The organism is Luteitalea sp. (assembly GCA_009377605.1).
Classification (GTDB): Bacteria; Acidobacteriota; Vicinamibacteria; order Vicinamibacterales; family Vicinamibacteraceae; genus WHTT01.
Genome location: WHTT01000015.1, coordinates 1 through 25827 on the forward strand (window position 1 = coordinate 1; position 25827 = coordinate 25827).

General features: G+C 65.3%; 20 protein-coding genes and 1 pseudogene. 6 read left to right on the forward strand and 15 right to left on the reverse strand.

Features of this window, described 5'->3' with window-relative positions:
* Positions 1-190: hypothetical protein (locus GEV06_07020; GenBank protein ID MPZ17646.1), on the reverse strand; the 190-nt coding region annotated here is incomplete at its 3' end.
* A gap of 219 nt (positions 191-409) precedes the next feature.
* Here GEV06_07020 and GEV06_07025 point away from each other — a divergent pair.
* Positions 410-1243, forward strand: coding sequence for a ketose-bisphosphate aldolase (locus GEV06_07025; GenBank protein MPZ17647.1), 834 nt, complete (start codon positions 410-412; stop codon positions 1241-1243).
* A gap of 152 nt (positions 1244-1395) precedes the next feature.
* Here GEV06_07025 and GEV06_07030 read toward each other — a convergent pair whose 3' ends face one another.
* The 12 genes and pseudogenes from GEV06_07030 to GEV06_07085 all read right to left on the reverse strand — a co-directional run bounded on the left by GEV06_07030 (position 1396) and on the right by GEV06_07085 (position 19768).
* Positions 1396-2550, reverse strand: a complete 1155-nt coding sequence (locus GEV06_07030) for an amidohydrolase family protein (protein ID MPZ17648.1) — start codon at positions 2548-2550, stop codon at positions 1396-1398.
* Positions 2551-2825: 275 nt separating this feature from the next.
* Complete coding sequence (locus tag GEV06_07035) at positions 2826-3764, reverse strand: methyltransferase domain-containing protein (GenBank protein ID MPZ17649.1); 939 nt, start codon at positions 3762-3764, stop codon at positions 2826-2828.
* A gap of 65 nt (positions 3765-3829) precedes the next feature.
* The gene (locus GEV06_07040) at positions 3830-4351 is read right to left on the reverse strand and encodes a polymer-forming cytoskeletal protein (protein MPZ17650.1); all 522 of its coding nucleotides are present in this window, start codon (positions 4349-4351) and stop codon (positions 3830-3832) included.
* 228 nt (positions 4352-4579) lie between these two features.
* Positions 4580-6133, reverse strand: a complete 1554-nt coding sequence (locus tag GEV06_07045) for a hypothetical protein (GenBank protein MPZ17651.1) — start codon at positions 6131-6133, stop codon at positions 4580-4582.
* Positions 6134-6379: 246 nt separating this feature from the next.
* Positions 6380-6757 carry a hypothetical protein gene (locus tag GEV06_07050; GenBank protein ID MPZ17652.1) on the reverse strand — a complete coding sequence of 126 codons (378 nt, stop codon included), beginning with the start codon at positions 6755-6757 and terminating at the stop codon, positions 6380-6382.
* Complete coding sequence (locus GEV06_07055; GenBank protein ID MPZ17653.1) at positions 6754-6963, reverse strand: addiction module toxin, HicA family; 210 nt, start codon at positions 6961-6963, stop codon at positions 6754-6756. The genes GEV06_07050 and GEV06_07055 overlap by 4 nt, the downstream gene beginning before the upstream one ends.
* A 428-nt stretch (positions 6964-7391) precedes the next feature.
* Positions 7392-7520: pseudogene (locus GEV06_07060) on the reverse strand (transcriptional regulator).
* 20 nt (positions 7521-7540) lie between these two features.
* A complete protein-coding gene (locus GEV06_07065; GenBank protein MPZ17654.1) occupies positions 7541-7891 on the reverse strand; it encodes a hypothetical protein in 351 nt (116 codons plus the stop codon).
* Between the two features lie 21 nt (positions 7892-7912).
* Positions 7913-8248, reverse strand: coding sequence for a DUF433 domain-containing protein (locus GEV06_07070; GenBank protein ID MPZ17655.1), 336 nt, complete (start codon positions 8246-8248; stop codon positions 7913-7915).
* A gap of 250 nt (positions 8249-8498) precedes the next feature.
* A complete protein-coding gene (locus GEV06_07075; protein MPZ17656.1) occupies positions 8499-14204 on the reverse strand; it encodes a DUF11 domain-containing protein in 5706 nt (1901 codons plus the stop codon).
* Positions 14205-14452: 248 nt separating this feature from the next.
* Positions 14453-15397 (reverse strand): AAA domain-containing protein, encoded by a 945-nt coding sequence (locus GEV06_07080; protein MPZ17657.1) that lies wholly within the window; start codon positions 15395-15397, stop codon positions 14453-14455.
* A gap of 321 nt (positions 15398-15718) precedes the next feature.
* Entirely contained in the window at positions 15719-19768 is a 4050-nt protein-coding gene (locus GEV06_07085) for a PAS domain-containing protein (protein ID MPZ17658.1), read from the reverse strand.
* Positions 19769-19780: 12 nt separating this feature from the next.
* Between GEV06_07085 and GEV06_07090 the strand changes: the two genes are divergently transcribed.
* The 4 genes from GEV06_07090 (at position 19781) to GEV06_07105 (ending at position 23683) form a co-directional block, all read left to right on the forward strand.
* A complete protein-coding gene (locus GEV06_07090) occupies positions 19781-20728 on the forward strand; it encodes a type I pantothenate kinase (protein MPZ17659.1) in 948 nt (315 codons plus the stop codon).
* 39 nt (positions 20729-20767) lie between these two features.
* On the forward strand, positions 20768-20986 hold the full coding sequence (locus tag GEV06_07095) for a hypothetical protein (GenBank protein MPZ17660.1): 219 nt from the start codon (positions 20768-20770) through the stop codon (positions 20984-20986).
* A gap of 99 nt (positions 20987-21085) precedes the next feature.
* A complete protein-coding gene (locus GEV06_07100) occupies positions 21086-22864 on the forward strand; it encodes a peroxidase (protein ID MPZ17661.1) in 1779 nt (592 codons plus the stop codon).
* 273 nt (positions 22865-23137) lie between these two features.
* On the forward strand, positions 23138-23683 hold the full coding sequence (locus tag GEV06_07105; GenBank protein MPZ17662.1) for a hypothetical protein: 546 nt from the start codon (positions 23138-23140) through the stop codon (positions 23681-23683).
* A 6-nt stretch (positions 23684-23689) separates the two neighbouring features.
* Here the strand turns inward: GEV06_07105 and GEV06_07110 are convergent, their stop codons facing one another.
* Positions 23690-24469, reverse strand: coding sequence for a hypothetical protein (locus GEV06_07110; GenBank protein ID MPZ17663.1), 780 nt, complete (start codon positions 24467-24469; stop codon positions 23690-23692).
* A gap of 190 nt (positions 24470-24659) precedes the next feature.
* Entirely contained in the window at positions 24660-25367 is a 708-nt protein-coding gene (locus tag GEV06_07115; protein ID MPZ17664.1) for a response regulator, read from the reverse strand.
* Here GEV06_07115 and GEV06_07120 point away from each other — a divergent pair.
* The gene (locus tag GEV06_07120) at positions 25279-25755 is read left to right on the forward strand and encodes a hypothetical protein (GenBank protein MPZ17665.1); all 477 of its coding nucleotides are present in this window, start codon (positions 25279-25281) and stop codon (positions 25753-25755) included. The genes GEV06_07115 and GEV06_07120 overlap by 89 nt on opposite strands.
* Positions 25756-25827 lie beyond the last annotated feature (72 nt).

Sequence of the window (25827 nt, forward strand, 5' to 3'; positions counted from 1 at the left end):
TGCCGGCCTCGTTGGAGACGGCCTCGAGCACGAGGCCCGTCTGCGTGTTGGTGGCCGTCACGGTGGCGCCGGGGACAGGAGCCCCCGAGCTGTCCCTGACACTACCCACCAGTCCGCCGTAGAGGACTTGGGCGCTCGCCGAAGCCGCCACGACGCACACAACCACGAGTCCACCTAGAAGAGCGCCCATGGCGCTCCATTTCGTTGTCGGCGCCTTCACGTTAAATCTCCCCCTTCTAAACTGACGCGCGTTCCCCACCTGCAGTAAGGTGGATCGCCGTAACCGAGGTCGTTCCAGGCTGGCCCCGGTGGTGGCGACGGGGAGCGGGTGGCACAGGAGTGTTACAGCCAACGACAATAATCATAATTATGTTTGCTTGTCAATGCTTTACAATACGGGCAAAACGCCATGCCACTCGTCCGGACGCAAGAGATCGTCGACAACGCCCGCCATGCCGGCCGTGGAGTCGCGGCGTTCAACGTCATCACCCTCGAGCACGCCGAGGCCATCGTGACCGGCGCGGAGCGGGTGGGTGCCTCGGTGATCCTGCAGATCAGCCAGAACGCGGTGAAGTTCCATCATGGTCGCGTCGAGCCCATCGCGGCTGCGTCGGCGGCCGTCGCGCGGGCGGCGGGAGTCTCGGTCTCACTGCATCTGGACCATGTCGACGACGAGGCGCTGCTGCGGCGTGCGGTCGAGGCGGGATTCAGCTCGGTGATGTACGACGGCTCCACGCTCGACTACGACGCGAACGTGGCGGCAACGCGGGCGGCCGTTGACTGGGCGCATCACCATGGGCTCTGGCTGGAAGCGGAGCTCGGTGAGGTCGGCGGCAAGGGAGGAGCGCATGCTCCGGGCGTTCGAACCCAACCGGCCGAGGCGCGTCGGTTCGTTGGTGCCACCGGCGTTGATGCGTTAGCGGTGGCGGTGGGCAGCACGCATGCGATGACGAGCCGAAGCGCTCGATTGGATCATGTGCTCATCGAGGAATTGCGGAACGCGGTGCCGGTTCCGCTCGTGCTGCACGGGTCGTCTGGAGTGCCAGACGATGAGCTCGTGAGGGGCGTCGCTGCGGGCCTCGTGAAGATCAACATTGGAACCGCGCTCAACATCGCGTTCACTGGCGCCGTTCGAGAGCTCCTGGCCGCCGACGCCGACGTGGTCGACCCTCGCAAGTACACCGCGTCCGGCCGCGAAGCGATGGCGGCCACGGTGGCACGGCTCTTAAGGGTGCTAAGGTGATGGGGTGATAAGGGTGACAATGTGAACGGGGTGTTTCCGACGTACGTATTACGTAGCGCAGGCCTTTAGGCCTGCCCACTGTGGCGTTGGCAGGCCTGAAGGCCTGCGCTACGGCCACATCATTCTCACGCTCTAAAGCCCCGCCCTACCCTCTACTTCGACTGTTTGAAACCCTCGATCGAGGCGCCAGGTATGAGCTTGAGCGCATTCTTGTAATACAACTTCTCGAGCACTTCATCCGGCAGATAGAGCCCATGGACCATCCACCGGCCTTGGCGGTGATGGCTCTCCGCGATGTCGAAATACTCGTCGTCTGTTTCGAGGAAGCGCCAATACAACCGGTATGCATCCGTGCGCGGAGGCGTATCCGTGCCGAACAAGACCCGATCCTGATACTTGATCAGGAAGCGACGCGCCGTGTACGGCTGACGGCCCAGCTCGCTGAGACGTGCATCGATGTCGATGTAATAGTTGGGATACTTGTCGAGCATGGCGCCGACCACGACCAGGTTCTCCGCATACCAGCCCATGTGCGCACCGATGAATATCGTCTTCGGATGGCGTGCGACGACGCGCTCTCCCTGCTTGACGATCTCCTCGAGCGACGGATAGTCGGGATAGAAGAGCCACTCCGGTCGGGACTGCAGCTCGTCGAATCGCTCGTTGAAGCGATCCAGCGGCGTGAAGAAGGCCGCGGGGTCTCCAATGTGGACCTCGACGGGAATGCCGAGCTCGCCAGCCTTCGCCCAGAGCGGATCGAGTCGAGGATCGTCGACCGCGATCAGCTTGCCTTGGGCGTCGGTCAACTGCAGTCCGAGACCCTTGTGAATCTTCAAGCCGCGCGCGCCGGCCTTCACACCGGCTTCGAGCTCGGCAGCAGCCTGCACACCGAAGTCCGGTTCTGTGACCTTGCTCCAGTCCGGCCGGGCGTAGGTCAGAAAGCGCCCCGGGTACTGCTTGTCGAATCGCTCGATGGCCCGAACCAGATCTTCGCCAAAACCGCCGTCGAGATTGACCACCTGCGCGACGCCCGTCTGGTCCATCACCGCAATGGCCTCCGCCGGCTCCGCGTTGCGTAAGTGATTGTGATTGTCGATGGCGGGATATCGCGCTCTCGGAACGTTCGTTTCATCAGTAACGAGCATGGAGCGCGGCTCGTACTCGCGTAGGGCGATGTCCGGGGCTCCCTTCTGCTGTGCGGCACTGGAATCACTATCGTTGCGGCTGCATCCCGAGCCGGCGGCGATCGAGATCAGCGCAGCGACTGCCAGCGCGGAACGGTTCGAGCTACCCAACGCTTGTCTCACGATGTCCTCCTGCGGGCCAGCGGTTACTCGAAACCCAAAGAAAGCTTTCTACAGCCAGTGAGGATAGTAGTCAAGCGAAATCACAATCAAACATCGATGGCGAACGATGGAAAAAGAACTGCGCCAGGGGAAGACTGTCCTATGAGCAGCAAGTGGCGGCGATTCGAGGTGCTGCTCCCTCCACACTCTAGCAGAGCAGGCGACCAATGCGGACTGCCGTGATGAACGGCTCGCTGTCAGGACTTTCCAGCGATTCCTCGCAGGTCACACCGTACTTACCTCGAACCTCGAACCTTCGTCTGCCGCGGCCTCAGGCTGTCCTTCTCGGGTTTGGCCTTTAGCGGAAGCGGACGGCTTGCGCCTCTCCGCGGCTCGACGCCATTCACGGCGGGGGTCCCGTTGGACGATGTCGGGCGCAAACCTGCGTTGGCCCGGTGCACCGCAAGATTCAGCGACGCGGACGCCGGCGCGGGACGACCGTTCACCGGCCGCTGTCTTCGAACCGGGGACGGCGCCTTCGCCGTCGCGTCGAGGGGCAACCGCTTCCGGAACAACATCTCCCGCATGCGCGTACGCAGCAGGCACGAGTGCGACACGTTCAGACCGTCGAACAGCCGATCGATGTCCCGGCTCGCCAAGACGTGCCGGTCACGGGGCGCGGCCGTGTAGGAGTTATGGTGGAGGGTCCTGTCATCGACAACGATGAACTTGCTGTAGGCGGATGTCGCGTCGCGTGTCGTGGCGAAAAACGCCAGCAACGCACCCCCGGGCTTGAGGAGCCGCGCCAGCTCGCGCGCCAGCGCATCGGCCGCACGCTTGTCGAGGTGATCAAAGAGGTCCCAGCAGAGGATGCCGTCGATGCTCTCGCTCGGTCGATTGAATCGGCGGGCCAGGAACCGAGGGATGTCTTCGCCCGTTCCGCTACGCGCGAAGCGGTCGAGATCCTCGTGGATATCTTCCACGAAGATCTTGCACCCGAGCTGCTCGCCAAAGAACGCGACGTTTGACCCCACCACCGGACCGAGGTCCAACAGCACCGGCGCCTCGCGCGAGGACAGACACGCCAAGAAACGCGTCAACGCCTGCGTCTGTACTCGGGGCGCGGCGGACGAGGCCCAGGGGTCGTTGCCGTTCCGCGCAGCAATTGCGCCGCGACGCGTCCAGCCAACGAGACGATCAGTAAACGCCCTCAACTGAGAACTCGGACCAGCCACCGTGCCTCGTTTCCGTAGAAAAACGCACCCCGCCCGCCTTCACACGCTCATGGCTTCCGATTGCTCTACGCTTTGAGAGCGGCGCTGCTCGCCCCAACAGTCGCCCCGGCGACAACGGGCGCAGGCTTGACTTCGGCCGGCCGCGGGACCGCGCGCGGCCCACGCTGCATGTCGATGCTGCCGCGGAAATGCGCCCCTTCGGCAATCGCCACCTTCGGGGACGTAATGTCGCCATCGACGGAACCCTTGTCCCGGACGTCCACCCTCTCCGAGGCGGTGATGTTACCCACCACCTCGCCCAGGACAATGATCGCCTTCGCAAAGACCTCCGCCGTGATCTTCCCGTTCGCGCCAATCGTCAGGACGTGCTCTCGCAGCTCGATTTTGCCGTCGACCTGGCCCTCGATGGTGAGATCCTCGCTGCCGTTCAGCTCGCCTTTGATCACGACCGACTTCCCAATGTTCACGGTATCCCTTCCTACAGAGGCCTGCGACGCTGGTGCGGGCGGGTTCATGGTTCGCGACGGGCCCTTTGTCGGCGTGATGCCCGTCGGCGGCTGCGGTGTCTTCTCATCTCGTTTCCACATGGGCTCTCTCCAGCACGGCGATGTTTGACAGAGGCTCGCCAGATATCCAGATATAGCGGGACGGATCGACACCGGCTACGGAGTGCCGACCCGTCCCCTTCCGAACCGCCCCTGGGGGTGCGACGCCAGGCGGTCCGGACTTGTCGTCTCTGGCAGGGCCGCCTCGCCGTGGCGGCCGTCCCCGTGGCGCCCGACGAGCGCGCCCTACTAGTCCCCGGCGAGCGCGCCCTACTGGAGCGGCGTGGCGCGCGCGGCAGCGCCGGCGATCCACACGCGACCCGGAATCGAGCTGTAGCACGCGTGCTCCACGGTGATCGGCACCGTGGGGTCGAGACTCTCGACGACGACGCTCGCACGCTGGCCCGAGAGCTCCGGCCACTCGACGCCGAGGGCGAGCGTGCGCCGCGCGTGGCCCGCCACCTCCACGATCCGCTCGAGGGTCGTGCCATCGTCCGTGATGAGGCGGACGCGCACCTGGCCAGCCGTGGCCGAGGCGTTCGCGATGAGCACGAAGCTTTCCGAGGGAAGCGCCGGGTCGTCGGCTTCCGTGCGGCCATCGGTGCCGACGCGCGCTTCGGCAATGGCCCAGGAAGCGCCGGCGGCCGTGGACCCGAGCGTGGCACTGGCTTCGGTCCAGTGTCCCGCGGTTGGCCCTGGCCACCACATGGCCCGCTCGGCCACGATGGCCGGCAGCACCGCCCCCACCGTCGAGGTGACGGCACCGCCAAAGGTGACCCCGTCTACCGAGCTCTCAACGATCACTTCTCCTTCGAACCCAGCCGGTTCACCGACATGGAGCGTCACCACTTCACCTTCGGGAACGAGGGTGGACATGTCCAACGTCAGAATGTTGCTCTGCGCCGAGAACAGTTGCACGCCCTGCCCCTCCGGCGCGTTGATCGCCAGCACGGGTGAATTGCCGGAAACCGTTTGCCAGGTGCTGTCAGGCGTCCACGCCTGAGCATTGCCCGAGATGGTGATTGGTGTATCGCCGCCGCAGTCCAATGCCGACTGCGGCGGACACAGCCCGGTTGCGGTGATCTGCGCGAGCAGGCCCACCCATCCCGGCCCGCTCGAGACGTGGATGACGAGCTCATTGGCGCCCGTCTGCCAGCCGGACGTCAACAAGAGGGATGCCTGATTGCCTTGGGCGAACCCTCCATAGAAATAGGGATCGTCCGGATTCTGGGGGATCGTGCCGGGCGGCAGCACGGTGCTCTGCGGCGCACCGTTGATGTAGACCTCCTGGACGGAGTTGTCGGTATAGAAATCGATGCCGATCCCAAACGTCGCAGGATCCACCGAAGGATCCAGCTCGAACTGATAGCGGAAGTAGTGATCGACGTTCGCCGCCCCCTGACGGCCGTCGGGATAGAAGTCGATCCAGTCGGCATTCCCAAATGGGCTCGGCGTCCAGGCCCCGACCGCCTGACCGACCACCCACGCCGGGATCCACGTCTCGACGCTCGCCGGTCCCCCGTCGAAGGTCCCCTGTCCCACCTCCCAGTTGGCGTCGGTCTGCCCGACCGGCAGCCTGCCGCCTGCCCCGTCGTACGCCGTGTTGAACAGCGACGAGTCACTGTCACAGGTGATGACTGGCTGGGCGAGCGCCGGAGGCGCCGCGAACAGGGCGCTCAGCGCGATCAATACAACAGGGATACCGGTCGACTTGGGAATCAATGGGTGACGCAGGGCCATGCCTCGTTGAACCTGGCGTGTGTGGGAGGGCACCACGGCCCTCTGGCGTGCGAGAATGCCAGCCGCGGATAGACCACGAACCATGCCAGACTCCAGCATTGACTCTCAATCTGTTTGATATGAGTGTCTAAAGGGCATGTCACACGAAAGACATCACGATGGTCTGAGACAAGGACCGTATCGGTGCTGTTGCAGGGCAGGTGTCCGCTGAGACACTACTGAGACACTCGGTCGGACGCCGGTGCCAACACCGCAATGGGCGTCTAACGGCCTGCGCTATGGCTATCAACTCAAGTGGGCGCCGGGGCTCAGAGAAGGACGCCTGTCAGTTTAGCGGGCGAGCTGTTGGACGCGCTGATGCGAGAGAGCGAGTAGCCTTCCAGCGTCGCGCCGGCTCAGGTGCAATCGCTCGGTGAGGAGCTTAACCGCCTGACGTGCAACCTGCGCGGAGGACGCCTGCTGCTCGGCGGCCCGTTTTCGCGCCACCCGAGCCTGCCGCACGACCCGCCGCGCCACCGCTGGCAGGCGCACGTCGGGCTTGAACGCAATCGTATCCACGTCATCACGAAACAGTTCCAACGCCTCACGGATGCGCCGTTCGGCCTCCTCGAGCGTGCGGCCGTAGCTATGGCACCCCTTCACGCGCGGGAGAGTGGCGATCCAGTGCCCCGATTCGTCCAACGCAAAGCGCACCGTCAACGTCTTCATGGCAACCAGTCCTTCCCCAAGCAGGGCGCCAGGTCACGCACGATCTGGCGCAACGTTCCAGGAGGCAGTGTCTCTCCGGCATGGACCGCCACCGTCGTCACGCACGGTCCACACGCAACACGCAGATGCGAGCCCTTCTGCCGGACCTTCCGGCACCCGAGGCTCACCAGGTGCCGCACGAGGTCCGTGCCGGTCCATGCCTTCATGATATAGAGGCTTGGGCGGATCTGTCTAGTGATATAGACACATTGGCGAAGGGCCGCCATCATCGGCAGGCCGTCGTCGTACACGACGTGAGACATGGTTGTCGCCTCAGTGGTGCGAGGACCATGCCGTCACCGTCGCCGTCACGATCTGGCGAAATCTAGCGGAGATCCTTCGCGGGCACTCATGAGGCCGTCCGAAAGATGGCGAATTGCGCAATAGGACTGCGCTGAAGGATGGCAGAATTTTCAACCCTTTGAGGCGCCGAAAGCTTGACTCCCCGAGTCAAGTTTCGGTGCGTCAAGTGAGCGTCGCCCCTCGACTCGCTGTCGCTCGCTCGGCCCGCAAGAACTGGCTGCGCGGCCAGTTGGAAGCTGGGTACGCGAGCCGTGCGAGATCCGTGGTGGAGCCGGGAGATTGCGCGGCGCCGCTACGCCGCCTCGTGATTCGGAACGGGCCGCATTTCCAAGCGCATGTGGAGCGCCCTCGCGATCCGCCGAAGCACGTCCCCGGAATGGCCGTTGTCGTCCGCGTCTTCGAGGCGAGCAACGGTGGGCTGGCTGACGACGGGGCCTTCGTTCAGATTGGGAGATAGAACACCTGGTTCACACATTCTGCAGTCGTGGAGCACTCAATCAGCGTGGCAAGCTCCGAAATGGCGAGCCCGACGCCGAGATTCCCGGGAACTAGGACGACCCCAGGCATCGGCTGGTCCGCCCGAACACGGTCGTACGCGTGCCTCGGAACGGTATTGACATCGTGTGTGACCAGAATGCGCCCATGCTCGGCCGCCCACTCGAGCACGGTTTCGTCCGCCGCGCCACGGAGGGTGGCGTTCTGAGCAACGATGTAGTCCAGCGCCGGAAGACGAAGCCGCAGACCACGTAGGATCTGGTGGTTCAGGTTCTCATCAATCAGGAGCGGAAGCATCGACACGCGAGCGCGGAAGTGCTACAGCGACGCCTGTCGGGCCCGGCGAGCGCGCACACGCTCACGAAGTCCGGTGACATCCTGATGAGATTCGATTTCGCGACGAATCACTGACGCACGCTCGCAGCGCGCCGTCAGGTACGCCTCGACCTCGACCGTGTGCTCGAGATAGTAGGCCACCGCGCCATAGATATCGCGCAGCGACAAAGAGGGCAAGCTGTCGTTGATCTGCTCTGCCGTGGCCCCTTGTCGAAAGAGCTCGACGAGCGTGTCGAGCGTGACGCGGCTTCCGCGCACGCGCACGCTTCCGTCGGGCTCCTGAACGAGCGGTGTCGTTTGCGTGAGCGGCAGCCTCATCACCTCTCACATTATACCTACACGCTGGCGGGCCGGGCCGGTCCGGCTCTTTCTTCGAGCCGCACAGATTCTCGTCAGAGAACGGCTGAGGGGTTGGGAGCGCTCGTGTTGATTGGTTCATAGCCGACGAGCAGGTGGGACAGATCGACACGGGCTACGGCGTGCCGACCTGTCCCTTCCGAAGCGTCCTGGGGGTGCGACGCCAGGCGGTCCGGACCTTGGTGGGCGGGACGGCGTCCCGCCCGGTGCGTTACGGCAGCGGTGTGGCGCGGGCGGCGGCGCCCGCCATCCACACGCGGCCGGGAGTCGAGCTGTAGCAGGCGTGCTCGACGGTGATCGGCACCGCCGGGTCGAGACTCTCGACCACCACGCTCGCGCGTTGGCCCGCCAGCTCCGGCCACTCGACGCCGAGGGCGAGTGTCCGCCGCGCATGCGCCGCGATGTCGAGGGTCCGCTCGACCGTGGTGCCGCTGTCGGTGATGAGCCGCACGCGGACCTCGCCGGCCGTGGCTGACGTATTCGAGAGCAGCACGAAGCTTTCCGCCGGGAGCGGCTGCGCGCTGTCTTCCGTGCGGCCGTCGGTGCCGACCCGCGCTTCGGCAATGGCCCAGGCCGCGCCGGGCGCGGTGGCGCCGAGCGTGGCGCTGGCTTCGGTCCACTGCCCGGCGGTCGGGCCCGGCCACCACATGGCCCGCTCGGCCACGATGGGGGCACTGGCGGTCACCGACGCCGCGAAGGCCGTCTCGGCGAGCGCCGGATCTTCGGCATCCACGTACACCGTGAGCCGCTGCTGCGCGGGCACGACGTAGGTCTTGGCGAGGACCTCGCCGCTGGGGAGCTGATACTGCACCTCGACGGTGACCGGCGCCGGTTCCGGGTTGCCGAAGAGCAGGAAGGCATCGAAGAACGCGCCGGTCGCCCCCTCGGCGAAATGCCAGGTGGGCGACGGTGCCGCCACGCCGGCGGCGGCGTGCCCGGCGAGGCCGAAGGTGTCGTGCGGACTGAAATACATCGCCCGCTCGGCGACGATTGGCGCGTCGGCGGTGATGCTGGCGGCCACGAGCGCCTCCTCGAGCCCCGGTTCCGCATCGACCCAGATGGTGCGGCGGCTCTGCGCCGGCACCACGTAGCTCCGCGTGACCGGGGTGTCCCCCTGCCGCAGATACTGGATCGTCGCCGTGACATCGCGGTCCTCCGGGTTCTGCAGCAAGTAATAGAGATCGAAGAGGCCGGCCGTGGCGCCTTCGGCGAAATGCCACGTGGGGGAGGGCGCGGCGACGGCGGTCTCGAGCGAGCTCCCGTAGTTCGGCACCACGACGCCCTCGGCCATGGTGTCGTGGACGTATTGGGCCGCGGGCCAGGTCATGAGCCGGTCGGCCGCGACCGCGCGGTCGCTCTCCACCAAGGTGGCGGCGGCGATGTTCCAGCCGGCCAAGGCGGCGTTGAGCGGGACGGTGGTGCGTGCGCCCGGCCCCAGCGTGAGGGCGCGGGTGAGATGCGCGCCCGTCTCGGTGACGAACGACAGCACGACCTCCGTCGCCTCGTCGGTCGGATTGACGAGGCCGAGGTCGGTCTGGAAGAAGCCGACAGCGCCTTCGGCGAAATGGCCGCGGAAGAAGCCGCGCGGATGTGTGCCGCGCAGGAACTCGTCGAGGTTGGAGACGCCGTCGCCATCGGGGTCGGCCGCGGCATCGGCGTCCGCGCCCTCGAGGCCGTAGCGGGTGCGCCAGGCGGTGGGCACGCCGGTGCCTTCGGGATCGAGCGCCGGGTCAGGCGGGAGCAGCGTGGTCTCTTTCACCTGGTTGTTGGTGACGGCCGGGTCCGGCACGATGCCGGTGGCCGAGACGATGTGGGTGAGGGCACCGGTCCGGAGCGTTTCGAGCGTCACGGTGACCTCGGCGGTTTCTTCGACGGCCAGCGCATTGAGCGTGCATGCGAGTACCGCCTGATTGGGGCTGGCGTGGCAGGTGCCCTGCGGACTCGTCGCCGAGACCAACGTGGCGCCAGCGGGGAGCACGTCGGAGAGCCGGATGGCCGGCGTCGTCTCCGCGCCGAGATTGCGCACGCCCACCGTGTACGTGACGTGGCGCGCGAGATCGACCGTGGTGACGGCGCTCGTTTGCGTGATCGCGATATCGGCCGGCGCCGCAGCCTGCTCGGCCGCGCGGGCCTCGGCGACGCGCCCACAGCAGTCATCGAGGGTGATGACGTTGTTCCCCGGATCGATATCCGGCGGATAGGTGACGTGCGCCGCGACGGTCACCGCATCCGGCGTCTCCCCCTGCGACCAGAGGGCGAACCGGATGGACTCGCCAGGCTCGATCGCGAGATCGAAGCGCGTGCAGGCGGCGGTGTTGGTCTCGGCTTCGACCTCACAGGCCCAGCCGGGCTCCGCCATGGTGAAGGTGATGCCCTCGGGGAGCGGGATCGTCACCGTGATGGGCCCGTCGGTGACCTGCGGGCCGTTGTTGCGAATGGTGACGTAGAAGTCGAAGGTGTCGTGGTCTGGGTTGTAGCCCCACCAGATCTCGGTGGCCTCGACGTCGGTGCCGCAGCCGTCGAGTGTGGCGGTGGCGGCGTTGTTGTCCGGATTGACGTCCGCCGGTTCGACACCGCCGACCGCGGCTTCAGCCGAGAAGCTCCCCGGCTCGAGGACCATGGCGACCACGCGCAACGTGGCCACGTGCGCCTGCTCGAGGCGGCTACGCTCAGCGGCCCCGGCCGCCAGAACGCCGATCTGCCAGGTGCCGGCCTCCGGATCGTAGGCGCCGACCGACGGCGAGGCGGCGACGAACGCGAGGCCCTCGGGCAGCACATAGTTCACCACCAGGTTCGTGGCATCCGACGGCCCGAGGTTCTGCGCCGACACGACGAACTCGACCTCATCGTCCGGCACCGCGCAGGAGCCGGTCTCGACATCGACTGTCTGCGTGATCGCGATGTCGAGCTCCATGAGCGGCGGCGGCCCACCGATGATCGACGCGCACTCGGGCACGAAGGCGGGATCCTCCGGATCGGTCACCGCTGGATCGGGGCAGTTCGGGGGGCCGACGATGGCGTTGAGGAGGACGCCGTCGGCCGTGGTGCTCGGCGGATTGACGGTCACCGAGTAGGTCACCACCGCCGACTCGCCCACCAGGAGGTCGCCGGTCCAGGTCAGCGCCGGCGCGGCGAACGTTGCCTGGCCGGCCGTCGCGCTCAGATCGTCGTTGAACGTAGCCTCGTCGAGCACACCTGACAGGTCGTCGCTCACGCTCAGCGCGGCGCCGTCACTGACGAAGTCAGCGCCGCCCGTGTTGGTGATGGTGACCGTATACGTCACCACATCACCCGATCCCACCGGTCCGGTGGCATCCGATGTCTTCTGCGCCTCCCACGCGCCCACCTCGTTGACGCTGACGCAATCGGGGTTGAAGGCCGGATCATTCGGGTCAGTGATCGCGGGGGCGGGACAGTTCGGCGCGCCGGTCACGGCGTTGGCAAGCACGCCGTCCGCCAGCTCCTCGTTGGCGCGCACCGTGACTGAATAGGTCACGGTCGCCGTCGCGCCGACGGCCAAGTTGCCCGTCCAGGTCACCGTCGGCTCACTGAAGGTAGCTTCCCCGACGTCGGCGTCGTCGTTGAAGAGCGCATCGTCGAGCACGGCCGTCAGGTCGTCGCTGAAGGAGATATCTGTCAGATCGACGGCGCCGGTGTTCTCGACTGCGATCGTGTAGGAGACCACGGTCTCCGCCACCACGGTGCCTTCCGGACTCGAGGTCTTGGTCGTCGTCCATGCCTCGATCTGGCTCACCGTCTCACAGGTTGCGTCCGGGTCGTCACAGCCCGGCCCCGTGACCGCGTTCTCCAGTATGCCGTCGCCCAGCGCGTCCGCGCCGTTCACGGTCACCGAATACGTGATGGTCACCGCTCCGCCGTTCGCAGCCAGCGGGCCGCCCCAGGAGAGCTGCTGGGTGTCGGGGTCGAAGACCACCGTGCCGGAGGTGGCACTGGCGTCATCGTTGAAGATGGCATCGTCCAACACACCGGATAGGTCGTCGGACACGACGGCATTGAACGCCTCGGCCGGCCCGGTGTTGGTGATGGTGAGCTCGTAGCTGACCACGTCGCCGGCCTGGACCGTGTCCCCACCATCGGAGGTCTTTGCGACGCTGAGCTGCGGTTGGGGCACCTGCGTGACGCAGGCCGGATCCGTTGCAGGCGAGGTCGCGCAATTGGAGCCGGGACCTTCGCCGAGGACGCCGTTGGCGATGATGGCGTCACCCGCGGGTGGGTCATTGATGGTCACCGAGTAGGTGATGGTGGCAGTGTCACCGGGGTCGAGAGACCCCGACCAGGTGATGGCGTCATCTGTGAACTCTGCATCTCCCACGCTGGCGTCGACGTCGTCGTTGTAGGTGGCATCGCCGTCGAGGGCACCGGAGAGATCGTCGGTGAACGAGAGGTTGGTCAGCGGCACCGAGCCCACGTTGGACACCGTCACGGTGTAGGTGAACGAGTCACCAGGCTCGAGCTCCGTGGCGTCGTCATTCGTCACGGTCTTCTCGTATTGGACCCGTCCTGCCAGCACCGGGTAGTCCTCGACCTCGCCGCCGGAGGCGGCCTCGGTCGGGAGCGGGTCCGTCACCTCGCCGGAGAAGATGCGGAACCGGGCGAATGCGTCAGTGCTCGTGGTGCCTGCCGGGAACATCAGATCGACGGCCGTGGTGCCCGAGCCGGCAGGGATCGACTCAACCGCACGCTCGCCGGGATCGAAGGCGCCGCTCCCGTCGAGATCGATCCAGCCGGCCAGTGTGGCCACTGTGTCGCTGGTGTTCGTGACCGTGACCGCCACCGTGGTCGGCTCGCCGGCAATCACCTGAATCGGGTCGGTCACGCCGTCGTCCGTGTCCGAGTCGGCGCCAGGCGAGGGTTGGCCCTCGGCCTCGTGATCGACCGTGGTCCCGAGCATCAACGGTGCAGTGTTATCCCCGGAATTCCAGCCGGCGAGACCATGGCGGGCGCCATCGGATGCGAGCAGCGTGGCGTACGACGCGTCGGGAGCGTCGCCAAAGTCGATTGGGACGGGGGCGTTGAAGCAGCGGGCGCCATCGTTGCCGGCTGCCGTTGGGCCGTCCGAGAAGAATGTTCCCGTGACGTTCTGGACATCGACGCGCGAGATGATTCCCGTGACGTTGCTCGAGGGATACAGAAATCCATCGGCATCGGCAAAGAAGGCCCCGAATAGGTTGTCCGAGAGGGCCCCCAGCGTACCACGGTTCTCCCACGTATGGTCGGTCCGATTGAAGCTGTAGAGCACCGACTCGGTGTCACCGTTCATTACGCGGTAAAGGAAGTCCCCGCCTCCGGGGACAAACACCCAGTCGCATCCACAGGTGAAGTTCTCGATACCTGCCCCACTGACCGGACCAGTGTCGATGACGTGATTGAAGGTCGGGGATCCAGGTGCGAGGTCGATCTGAACCCACTGGTTTCCAGGGTAACTGGCTCCAGCAGTGATGACCCAGTACTGCCCGTTCTCGTCAACCTCGCCTATGACGGTGTTCGCAGGAACGCCATTAGAATTCGTGGGCCAACCGTCGGGAATGCCGTGCGCGACGACGCTGCCGTCACTTCCCACACTGACCACGCCACGCGTGGCTGGCGTTTCCGGAACGTTGTTCCAGCCGTAAATCAAGTCATCGAGGATGTGGTATCCGACTGCGTTGATGTTCCATCCGGTGAGACTCAGAATCGGGTCGTCGTCACCGGTCACCAAGTCGATCGCCTGCACAGTCGTGGGCGGGGTCCCTCCACTCTGGAAAAGGAACGCCCGGGCATCGCAGGCCGGCCAGGGCTGCTGCGGCGGCGGCTCCTGCGTTTGCGCGCGAGGTGCTGTGAGGAGGAAGACGACCGCCATCATGGCGGCGACAATAATGCCTGTCGACTTGGGAGTCCGTGGGTGACGCATGGTCATGCCTCGTGTCTGGTTCCTTGCGCGTCGGAACGGCAAAAGCGCCCTCCTCGCGCGCGATCACGGCTGGCGGGGATAGACCAGGAACCATGCCAAACTCCACGATTAGCTCTCAAGGCACTGAGTATGAGCGCTTTGAGAGTGGTACTCCGCGAAGGGTGCTACGAGAGTCTGAGACAGAGACCGTATCGATGCTGTCGCAGTGCGGGTGTCCGCTGAGACACTTCTGAGACACCGAAGGGTAGGGCCGGCTACCTGTTGTTCTCGTTGCCCATCGCCGCGAGGCGGCGGTAGAGCGTGGCGCGGCTCATGCCAAGCAGGCGCGCGGCCAGGCTGCGATTACCGCCGGTCTGCTTCAGCGTGTCGAGCACCCGCTGTCGTTCGAGCTCGGACATCGGTGGCCGCGGCGGTGGGACCGTATCGCCGGCGAGCTCCGGTAGCAGGTCGGCGACGCCGATCGTTCGAGCGGTCGCGCGGACGACGGCCAGCTCGATCGTCGACTCCAGCTCGCGGACGTTGCCCGGCCAGCGATGGGCCAACAGCCGCGCCATTGCCTCCGAGCCGATGAGATCGACGGCCTTCCGGTGCTTGACCGCGGCGCGACCCAAGAAGGCAGCGGCCAGCAGTGGAATGTCGTCGCGCCGCCGTCGCAGCGGTGGCAGGATGATTCGCGCACCCCAGAGGCGATAGAGAAGATCCTCCCGGAACCGTCCCGCAGCAACTTCCTGACTGAGATTGCGGTGAGTAGTTGCGAGCACTCTGACGTCGCTCGGCCACCGTGTGGACTCGCCGAGGCGCAGACTCTCGCGCTCTCGCAGCACTCGGAGCAGGTGAGTCTGCATGTTCGCCGGCATGTCACCGAGCTCGTCCAGGAGCAGCGTGCCGCCCCGTACCTGGTCGAACAGACGTCCATCGTCTGCCGCCGCGCCGCTGAACACGCCGGGCGCGTACTCGAGCCATCGGCGTGTTCCAAGCAGCTCGGCGAGCCCGGCGATGCCGAGGGGGATGAAGGGCCGGTGTCTCCGCTGGCTCGCCTCGTGGATCGCTCGGGCCACGAGCTCCTTGCCGGTTCCTGTCTCCCCCTCGATGACGACCGTCGTGTCAACCGGACCCAACAGCCGAATCTGCTGGCGTACGAGGCGCATCGCGGCCGACTCGCCGAGCAGGCTCGCGGTTGCCTCTCTCGTTGGTTCCATCCTGCTTTGTGAGACGTCGGCCTCGGCGCAGCCGGCCTATCGGTGAACGTCATCCGCACCCGTGTCTAGTCCGCATACCAGGAGTCGTGCCATCGGCGACGATCGCGGGAACCGATTGAAACTACAAGAAGTATCGGGACGTCGCGGCAAGGGATGCCGAACGACTGAGACGCCGGCCGTCACAGACCTGTCGCAGTCACAGTGTCCGGCGAGACAGGATTGAGACAGTTCTTGGAGCTAGATGGGCTGTCCGCCTTCGCGCTGCGCGCTTCGGTGGACAGGTCGGCGGGCGAGTCGGCGAGCGCGCCCTCCCGTGGGGGGCTAACGGGGATCCGCACCTTCGTGTCGGCCCTCATCGAGCGCGGCGAGCCGGCGATACAGCGTTGCGCGGCTGACACCGAGCAGGCGTGCCGCCACGCTGCGATTCCCGCCCGTGCGGTTGAGCGTTTCGATGAGCAGCCGGCGCTCGCTCTCCGGCATCGACGTACGCGACCGTGGCATGCCGTTCGGCGACAGCTCCGGTGGGAGATCCGCGAGCTTGAGCACGGGACCGGCGGCGCGAATCACCGCCCACTCGATCGCCGACCGAAGCTCGCGGACGTTCCCCGGCCACCGGTGGCTCAGGAGCTGATCCATCGCCTCCCGGGCGATCCCTTTCACAGACTTCCCGTGCGCCGTGGAGAACTGCGAGATGAGCGCGGTCGTGAGTTGGGGAATGTCCTCGGTGCGGAGCCGTAGCGGGGGTAGCAGGATACGCGTCACGCGAATGCGGTAGAGGAGATCCTCACGAAATCGGCCGGCGGAGACTTCCGCCTCCAGGCTGCGGTGCGTCGACGCGAGCACGCGGACGTCGATCGGCCGCGGTTTGGAATCGCCCACGCGAATGATCTCCCGCTCCTGCAACACGCGCAGCAGATGCGTCTGCATGCTCATGGGCATGTCGCCGATCTCGTCGAGGAGCAGCGTGCCGCCCTGCGCGGATTCGAAGAGCCCGACGTGATCGGTGACCGCGCCTGTAAAGGCGCCGCGCTTGTGGCCAAAGAGCTGGCTGGCGAGCAACGACTCGGTGAGCCCGGCGCAGTTGATCGCCAGGAACTGGCGGGCTCGCCGGCTGCTCGCCTCGTGAATCGATCGGGCGACGAGCTCCTTGCCCGTCCCGGTCTCGCCTTCGATGAGCACTGTCGCATCGACGCCAGCCATAGTGCGAATTTGCGCGTGCACGAGCCGCATGGCGGCTGACGAGCCGATGAGCGTGCCACTGGAGCCGGTGCGCATGGGACCGGCCGCCCGCTCGAGATCGTACGCTTCCGTCACATCGTACAGATACAAGATGCGGTGTCGCTCGTCGCGTGGATCGATACGCACCTCGATCTCTGTCCAGTAGCACGGTCCAGACGACGGCGCCAGCCTGGCGGCCACCCGCGCACCGACGCGCGGGGCCAGGAGGGCGGTCCGCACCTTCGTCATGGCCTCCGCCGAGATCGGCAGCACCTCATCGAGCGAGCGCCCGTCCACACTGCCGTTTGCCCCTCCGATCAGGCGTTGTGTGGCCCGGCTCACGAAGCGCACCCGCTCACGGTGATCGACCACGATAACGCCGACCTGGAGCTGATCGAGCACCGAGACGAGGTGCGCGTGCGACGTTTCGACCACCTCCTTGGCGACGCTCAACTCCGCGTTGGTCTCGCTCATCTGTTGATTCGCGAGGGCGAGACCTTCACGTTCGCTGCCCAGCTCCGCGGTGCGCTCGGAGACCACGGCCTCCAGCCAACGTGCGCGCTCGCGCAACTGCACGACGCGCAGGCGGAACACCAGGTAGCCGACGGCCGCCACCAACAGCACGATCACGGCGTAGAACGTTGGCCGCTGATAGAAATGTGGCCGGAGCACCAGCGCCGTCGTGGCCCCGGTCTCGCTCCAGAGCCCCGCGCTGTTGCGCGCCACGACCTGGAAGCGGTACGAGCCGGGCGCCAGGTTCGCGTAGTGCGCGACGCGTCGAGTGCCGGCATCCACCCACCCGGTGTCGTGCCCTTCCAGACGATATCGGAACTGGATCTGCTCGGGCCGGGAGAACGCCGGTGCCGTGTAATGGATCTCCAGCTCGGTTGATCCCGGAGGAGCCGTGATTTGCCGGCGCGTGTCGTAGGCCGTCTCGTTGACCAGCACCTCTTCAATGATGACGGGTGGCGGCGAGGCAGTGTGCTTGGCTGCCGCCGGATCGATCCGCGCAATACCGCCCTGCGTGGGGAACCATAGGCTGCCGTCGCGCATCCTCCAGCCGGCGGGCTGTGCCATGCCGTTCGCCTCGGCGTTCTTCATCCCGTCGTGCTCGTCGTAGATGCTGACGCTGAGCCGCTTCACCTTGCCGTCGGCAAAGTCGTTCAGCTCGCGGCGGCTGACGCGGCGGATGCCCTGGTCGCCGGTCATCCAGAAGTTGCCCTGATCATCCTCGAGGATGCGGTGCACGCCGTTGTCGAGAAGCCCGCCGAGGGTGCCAAAGCGCGTCACCTGGCCGTCTTTCAGCCGGCACAGGCCGCCGCCGTAAGTGCCGATCCAAACAGTATCCTCCCGGTCGATGTAGATGGCACGCACGGCGCCACGTGGGAGTCCATCCTCCGTCGTCAAGTTCGTGAACCGGCCGCCAGCATATCGACTGACGCCTCCGCGGGTGCCGATCCAGAGCGCTCCCCGGCGGTCGGTGGTGATGAAGCGCACGTCGTCGTGCACGAGACCGTCGGTTGTTCGGAACTCGGCCCACCGCCCATCGTGGTAGCGATGCAGGCCGCCATCCGTCCCAATCCATAGCGCCCCGGCGTGGTCGCGATGCAGGGCGACGACGTACTCACCCGCGAGCGCGCTATCGCGCACGGTATAGCGGGTGAAACCACCCCCCACGACGTGGAACAGCTCACCGCCAAACGTCCCCACCCACACACTGCCGTCGGGGTCCGCCAGCAGCGACGCGGGCACCACGTCCGGATTGCGGTGGCGCGTGATCTGGCCATCCTTGATGGCGAGCAGTCCCCCTTCCTTGCCACAGAGGACACCGACCCACACCGTGCCGTCGGGGCCTTGGGTGATGGACATAACGTTGTCACAGGGCAATCCGTGCTCGCGGGTCAAGCCCGTCACCCGCTCCGGTGTGAGGCGATGTAGCCCCCCGCGTCCTCCGGACATGCCGAACCAAAAGTGGCCCTCTCGGTCCTGCAGCATCGTCGTGACTTGGCCGTCGGCCTGGTCGGCTACGGGGTGCTCGATCAGTTTCCCCGTCTGCGTGTACTCGAACAGCGCGCCGCGCGCGGCCATCCACAACCGGTCGCTTCGGTCCTTCAGGATCTGAAGAACGGTCGTCTGGGCGAGCGGCTCTGGCGCCCGCTCGACGGTCTTGGTATCTCGATCGACCAGCACGAGCCCTCCCGGCGTGTGCACCCACACCGGGCCGCCTTCCTCCGCATACCGCGGCTCGATCCAGCCGGGTTGCTCGGGAAGGCCGTCACGAGTGGTGATGGTGCGGACGACTCGGCCGCGCCACTCGATTAGGCCAGTCGTGGTGCCAATCCAGAGCGCGTCACGATCCACGAGGAGACCGGTCGCACGGACGTCACCGAGCGAGAGCTTCGTCCATTGATCGCCCGTGCGACACAGGACCTGCCCGCCAATCGCGACCCAGAGACGACCCGAGGCATCCTGCTCGATTGCGTGGACGTAGTTGTCCCCGGTATCGATATCGAATTGCGGTCGGGCGAAGGTGCGGTCGAGATAGACAACCAGGCCGGCGTCCGTGCCAATCCACAGTGCACCGTCTCGATCCTCGTAAAGCGCGGAGATCCAGTTCGCTGGCAGCTCCGGGGTGGTCGTCACGTCGAAGACCGTGAATTCGACGCCGTCGAAGCGCACGAGCCCGCTGCCGGTGCCAATCCAGAGGTATCCGTCGCGGGTCTGCACGATGGTTCGGATCTGGTTCTGCGGAAGGCCGTGCTGCGTCGTCCAGATGTCGTGAACGTACCCGGAAACCGGAGGGCCGACCAGCTGTGCCGAGGCAGGCGGGGCGGAGTCATGGAGCACCCAGAGACCCGCCAGGAGGAGCGCCACAGTGGGGTTGGGACGCCACTGTGGCCAAGCGAACGCGACGGAACGCTTCAAAGCCCACATTCTATTCGGGAAATCTCTGATAGTGCCCTGGAGTGACCAACTCCAGCACAGGTTGACTATCGTACACAGAAGAGGTCTCAAGTCAAGATCGAGGGACTGGTGGGGGCCCACCAGGCTCGGTCGGAAAACGGGGACAGCCCTCGTTTTCCGCATGATGGAAGACGGGCTGTCCCCGTTTTCCCGTTTTCCACGCTTTGACAAACCTGCAAAATGCGGCATGCTGAGTCGCGGATGGCCGAGGCAGCGACGACCGCTTCTCGTTTTTCTTCGTTCACGCGCGAGGAATGGGCGCGGCTCCGCGACTCCATGCCACTGACGCTGAGCGAAGGGGACCTGGAGTCCACGCGCTCGCTGAACGACCAGGTGTCGATGGAGGAGGTGGAGACGATCTACCTCCCGCTGTCGCGGTTGCTGAATCTCTACGTTCACGCGACACAGGAGCTCTATCGCGCCACGCAGACCTTCCTTGGCAATCACGAAGCCAAGGTGCCATACGTGATTGGCATTGCCGGCAGCGTCGCGGTTGGTAAGAGCACGATTGCCCGGTTGCTCCAGGCGCTGCTATCCCGCTGGCCAACCCACCCGCGCGTGGACCTCATCACCACCGATGGGTTCCTCTATCCCAACCGTGTCCTGGAGCAGCGCGGCCTGCTCAGGCGCAAAGGCTTTCCCGAGAGCTATGACAGAGGGCGGTTGGTGCGATTCATGGCGGACCTGAAGGCTGGAGTTCCCGAGGTGCACGCTCCCATGTACTCGCACCTCGCCTATGACGTGGTCGCCGGCCACTTCCAAGTGGTGCGGCAGCCAGACGTCGTCATCGTCGAGGGACTCAACGTTCTCGAGGCGCCCGAGCGGCGGCCGCACCTGTCGCAACTGTTCGTGTCGGACTTCTTCGACTTCTCGATCTATGTCGACGCGGACGAGACGGATGTCGAGCGCTGGTACGTCGAGCGGTTCCTGACGCTTCGCGATACCGTGTTCCAGGATCCGAAGTCGTACTTTCATCGCTACGGCGGGTTGTCGCGGTCCGAGGCGCGCGATGTGGCGCGCGGCATTTGGCGCGACATCAATTGGGTGAACCTCCGCGAGAACATCCTCCCGACCCGAGAGCGCGCGCACCTGGTGCTGACCAAGGTGGCGAACCATTTCGTCCAGCAGGTGCAGTTACGGCGTGTGTGACAGGGCGCTCACCGAGGTCCGGCATTCACGAGGTGAATTTTGACGCGACGTCTCCTGTTTGGACTGGCGCTGCTGTTGGCGATGGGGTCGGTCTACGCCGGCTTGTTCGACTTTCCGCGCTGGGTGCAGTGGACGCTGGCCGCCGCCGCCATCATCACGGCGATCGTCGGTTCACGTGCGCCTGACGAGCCGGGCGGAGGCGAGCGCGAGCGAGATCAGCACCGGGACCAGGGAGGCACGAGCTCGCGTCAGCCTTGATGTCGCCCGGTGGTAAGTCCACGAATCCGACGGCACGATTTCGTTCTTAGGAGTTCTATCGGGTGGCGGCCGGCGTTGATCCCTACTGGAGGGAACATCATGGCCAAGTCCGTGCGCGACCGCGTCGGCGATGCGCTGCGCCACAACCGTCCTTGGTACAAGCTGCCGCGGCTGCTCGCGATGCCGCGCCTCGTGGAGATTCGGAACGACCAGCGGGAGCAGAACCTGCACGACACCGAGGAGCCGCCGCTCCAGAAGCAGGAGATTCCGCCCGACCTCAGCCCTCAGCTGCGGGAAGAGCGGACGGTCGATGGCACGCACAACGACTTGCGCTACCCCCGGATGGGCAGCGCCGGCTGTCGGTTTGGCCGGAACTTTGCGCTCCAGCACGTGGCGCCGGACAGCGCCAATCTGCTGAATCCAAACCCCCGCGTCGTCTCGCGGGAGCTCATGACCCGCGAGACGTTCCAGCCCGCCACGATCTTGAATCTGATGGCCGCCTCCTGGATCCAGTTCATGGTGCACGACTGGTTCGTGCACAAGACATCCAGTCTGGCCGACGGTATGGACATCCCGGTGCCTGCGGGTGACACGTGGCCAGCAGCGGCCATTCGGGTGCCGCAGAGCGTGCCAGATCCCGCACCCGCCGGGTCATCGAATCCACCGGCCTACGTCAATCTCAATAGCCACTGGTGGGACGCTTCGCAGATCTATGGGTGTGACGAGGCCAGTGCCGCCAAGCTGCGGAGCAGCGAAGGCGGCAAGCTCGAGGTGGAGGCGACCAAACTCCTGCCGCTCGATCCGGCGACCGGTATCGAGTGCACCGGATTCACCGACAACTGGTGGCTCGGCCTGGCAACGCTGCACACGCTGTTCACGCTCGAGCACAATCACATCTGCGATCTCTTGCAGCAGCAGCACCCCGGCTGGAGCGACGGCCAGATCTACGGCAAGGCGAGGCTGATCAACGCTGCGCTCATGGCGAAGATCCACACCGTCGAGTGGACGCCCGCGATCCTGCCGAACCCGATCATCAAGACGGCGATGAACGCCAACTGGAACGGTCTCACCGGGCCGGATCTGCAGGAGGTGCTCGAGTTCCTCAACGACAGCGAGCTGCTCGGCGGGATCATCGGCTCCAAGGCGGATCACCATGCAGCGCCGTACTCACTAACCGAGGAGTTCGTGGCGGTGTATCGCATGCACCCACTGATCCCGGACGAGCTCGTGCTGCGATCGGCGACGACCGGCGAGGTGCTGGAGCGACATCAGCTGCCGGAGGTCTCTGGCCGCGAGTCGCGTCCCATCCTCGAGCGTGTCTCCATGGCGGACCTGTTCTATTCGTTTGGCGTTGCGCACCCGGGAGCGCTGACGCTCCACAACTACCCACAGCACCTGCAGAATCTCCATCGCGAGAACGGCGAGCACCTGGACTTGGCGGCTGTCGACATCCTGCGCGATCGCGAGCGCGGGGTGCCACGCTACAACCAGTTTCGACGATTGCTCCGCAAGGAGCCGGTCAAGTCTTTCGAAGAGCTCACCGACAATGCCGAGTGGCGCGAGCAGATCCGCAAGGTCTATGACGACGACCTCGAGAAGGTGGATCTCATGACGGGCCTCTATGCGGAGCCGTTGCCCGAAGGCTTCGGCTTCAGCGAGACGGCGTTTCGGATCTTCGTCTTGATGGCCTCGAGGCGGCTCAAGAGCGATCGCTTCTTCACAGACGACTATCGGCCCGAGATCTACACCGAGCTCGGCCTGAGTTACATTCGCGACAACGGCATGGCCAGCGTCCTGAAGCGACATCTTCCGGAGCTCGCGCCGGCGCTTCAAGGCGTCGAGAACCCATTCGCACCTTGGCGGGCCGTGGGAGGTTAGCCCGGTCGTCCCCGCAGAAAGCAGCTCCCGCGCTTCCATCTGTGCAGCGTATAGATCTGTCGTGCGTGATGTTGTGCCGGCATCAACTCGTGCCGGCACGATGTCATCGAGTCGATCTGTGTCAACTCGCGCCTGGCCGGGCATCGGCACCGCTGAGCTTCGAATTTCTACGTACGTAGGTAGTGACGCGCGCCCGAGTCCGTGGTTCACTTCGTCACGAGCTATATACTTGGCGGGGGTATAGTCCCCAGGCCTTCGAGAAAGGACGAGGAGATGCAACCAGAGAAGTACTCTTGTCGTTTGTTTACCTGTCTCTCTGAACGGGGATTGGCAGGAATCTCGGGCGCCGCCGGATCGGTGTTGGTAGCTGCCGCAATGGTTCTCGTTGCGTTCCAGCAGGTCAGCGCACAGGAACCGACGGCCGGCCGCGTCTCGCTGATCATTGACGAGGTGGAAATTGCCTCCTTTTCAGAGCTTGTGGAGATCTCGTCGACCACACATCACGTGAACCGCTTGACCGGCTTCCGGCTCGTGCAGCCCCAAGTCGAATGCACCGCTGTCCTGCGACGAGGGGTGACGACCGACGACGAGTTGTGGGCGTGGTATCAAAGCGTCGTCGGCGGCGTCGGTGGGCCCCTGGGGAAGAACGCCGCGATCGCGATTCTCGACCGCGCTGGGACACCGATTGTGCGGTTCAATCTCGAGAACGCTTGGCCTTCACAGATCGAGATCGGCGGCTTCGACGCGGCCGGCTCCACGGCAATCGTGACGGAGACCGTGACGTTGACGTGCGAGCGCATCACGCGGGCGGCGCCGTAAGAGACACTAGAGAGGCGACTGGCGTGTGGTGAACGGTGAGTCGAACGACAGGCCCGTCGTGGCGCTCAGGGTCGTGATGTTGGCCGAGATGGCGCCTTGCGCCCCATCGTGAGCAAGCTGTACGGAGCCACTCTGATCGCCCGTGAGGGTAAAATGTGCCTTGAGTCCCACCACGGTGTTGCCGTTGGCAAGAATCACCGTCGAGGTCTGCCCCACGACGGTCCCATCGCCGCTGTAGGCGGTCAAGTAAACGCGTCTCTGAATGTCGGTGTTGTTCTTGATCTCGACGAAGCCTTCATACCCGTCGTCCACCGACGTGTACCACCAGGGTGAGAAGAGTGTGGTCTCCACCAGCAGCACGTGGACGGTGAACGTAGCAGTGGGTGTCTGTTGGAACCAATCGACCGAAAGCCGGACGGTTCCGGAGCCCCCGGGCAAATAGACCTTTTGCGCGCCGCGGTGGCCATGAAGAAAAAGGTGCGGCTCGGAAAGGAGGGTATTGGGGCCTAGTGAAAACCCGTCGTCGGCGAACCCGCTACCCTGAAGGTTCACCGAGCTCTCGGAGGGGTCCGTGTAGGGCGCCCAGGCGTACAGGTAGTACGACCGGCCCTCGACGAAGCGCGCTTTGAACCAGCGCTTTTTGATTTCTGGCGAGAGCGTTGTTGACCTGACTTGTCCCATGAACAGGAAGTCTGCGTTGTCCGACGTCGTGTTGTCGGCCCACGCGACGGTTGATCCGGTGCACAGCATGGCAGTTGCCACAACCAGTGTGGTGAGTTGCTTCATCGTTCGCCTCCTGTGACGCACGACCTCACGGCCGTTGTCGCTTGGCTCCGCACCTGCGTAGTGACCCCGACTCGAGTGCCGCTATGGTGGACCATCTCCCGGTTCGCGTCACTACGTAGGTACGTAGGAATCTTCGTCCGATGCGAGCGGCCCGAATCGCTCCCGCGGTCCTGGCCACTCCGCTGCGCGTTCACCGCAGGAGGCGATGGTGCAGCGCCTTGGCGACCGCTTCGGTCTTGCTGTGGACCTGGAGCTTCTCGTAGATGCGGCGGAGGTGGAACGAGATCGTGTGCACGGTGACGCCGAGCTCGGTGGCGGCCGTCTTGTAGTTGTAGCCGTCGGCAAAGAGGCGGAGGACGCGGATTTCGTGCGGTGTCAGGTTGTAGTCGGCCTGTGCTGGCGGCCGGACGGCGCGAAAGAGCGTGATGACACGGCTTGCCACGTCTGGTGACATGGGCGCCCCGCCAGCGACGGCATCGTTCAGAGCGTCGAGGATTTGCGGTGGCGGCGTTTTCTTGAGCAGGTACCCGCACGCGCCGGCACAGAGCGCCTCGAAGATCCGTGCGTCATCCTCGTAGACGGTGAGCATCACGCACAGAATCTTCGGCGCGATGGCGGCCAGACGGCGAACGCCGTCGATGCCGGACATCCCGGGCAGTCCGATATCGAGCAACGCGACCTGAGGCCGGTCGCTCAGGAGCGGACCGAGGGCTGCCTCCATGGAGCGATAGGCCCCCGAACAATGGAACTCGGGCGTGCTGTCGAGCAGCGTGGCGAGGGACTCGCGAATCTCGCGCTGGTCTTCGACGATGGCCACGCGGATGCGCGGGACGGCGCGGGGAAGCGGCTCGGTGCCAGGGGCTTGGTCGGGGACTTGGTCGGGGGCTTGGTCGGGCATGGACGATTCCAACGGACCAGTACAGCTTGCCCGTGCGTGCCACATCACGTCACTACGAAGGTACGTAGGTCTTTTCATAAACGTCAGCGAGACGGTACTCACGAAGAACGATCATCAACTCGTCACCACGGGCCCTTATCGTTGGGTTCGTCATCCCTTGTACACGACGGGGGTCGTGCTCTTCTCGAGCATTGGTCTGATGGCAGGAGGCTGGCTCATCTTGCTGTGGGCAGTGATCGCCCTGATCGCCGTTCGCCTCGTTGTCATTCCGCGCGAGGAGACACACTTGGTGTCGGCGTTCGGAGATGAGTATCCGCATTATCGGCGTGGGACGGGTTCGATGCTGCCATTGTTCCTAAGCGCCCGGAGCAGAGGCCGTGCTGGCTAACACCCGCTGCCACGCGACGCGCTCAGGATCAATTGTCGTGAGCCTCCCGCAGGCCGGATTGCACATTCCCGA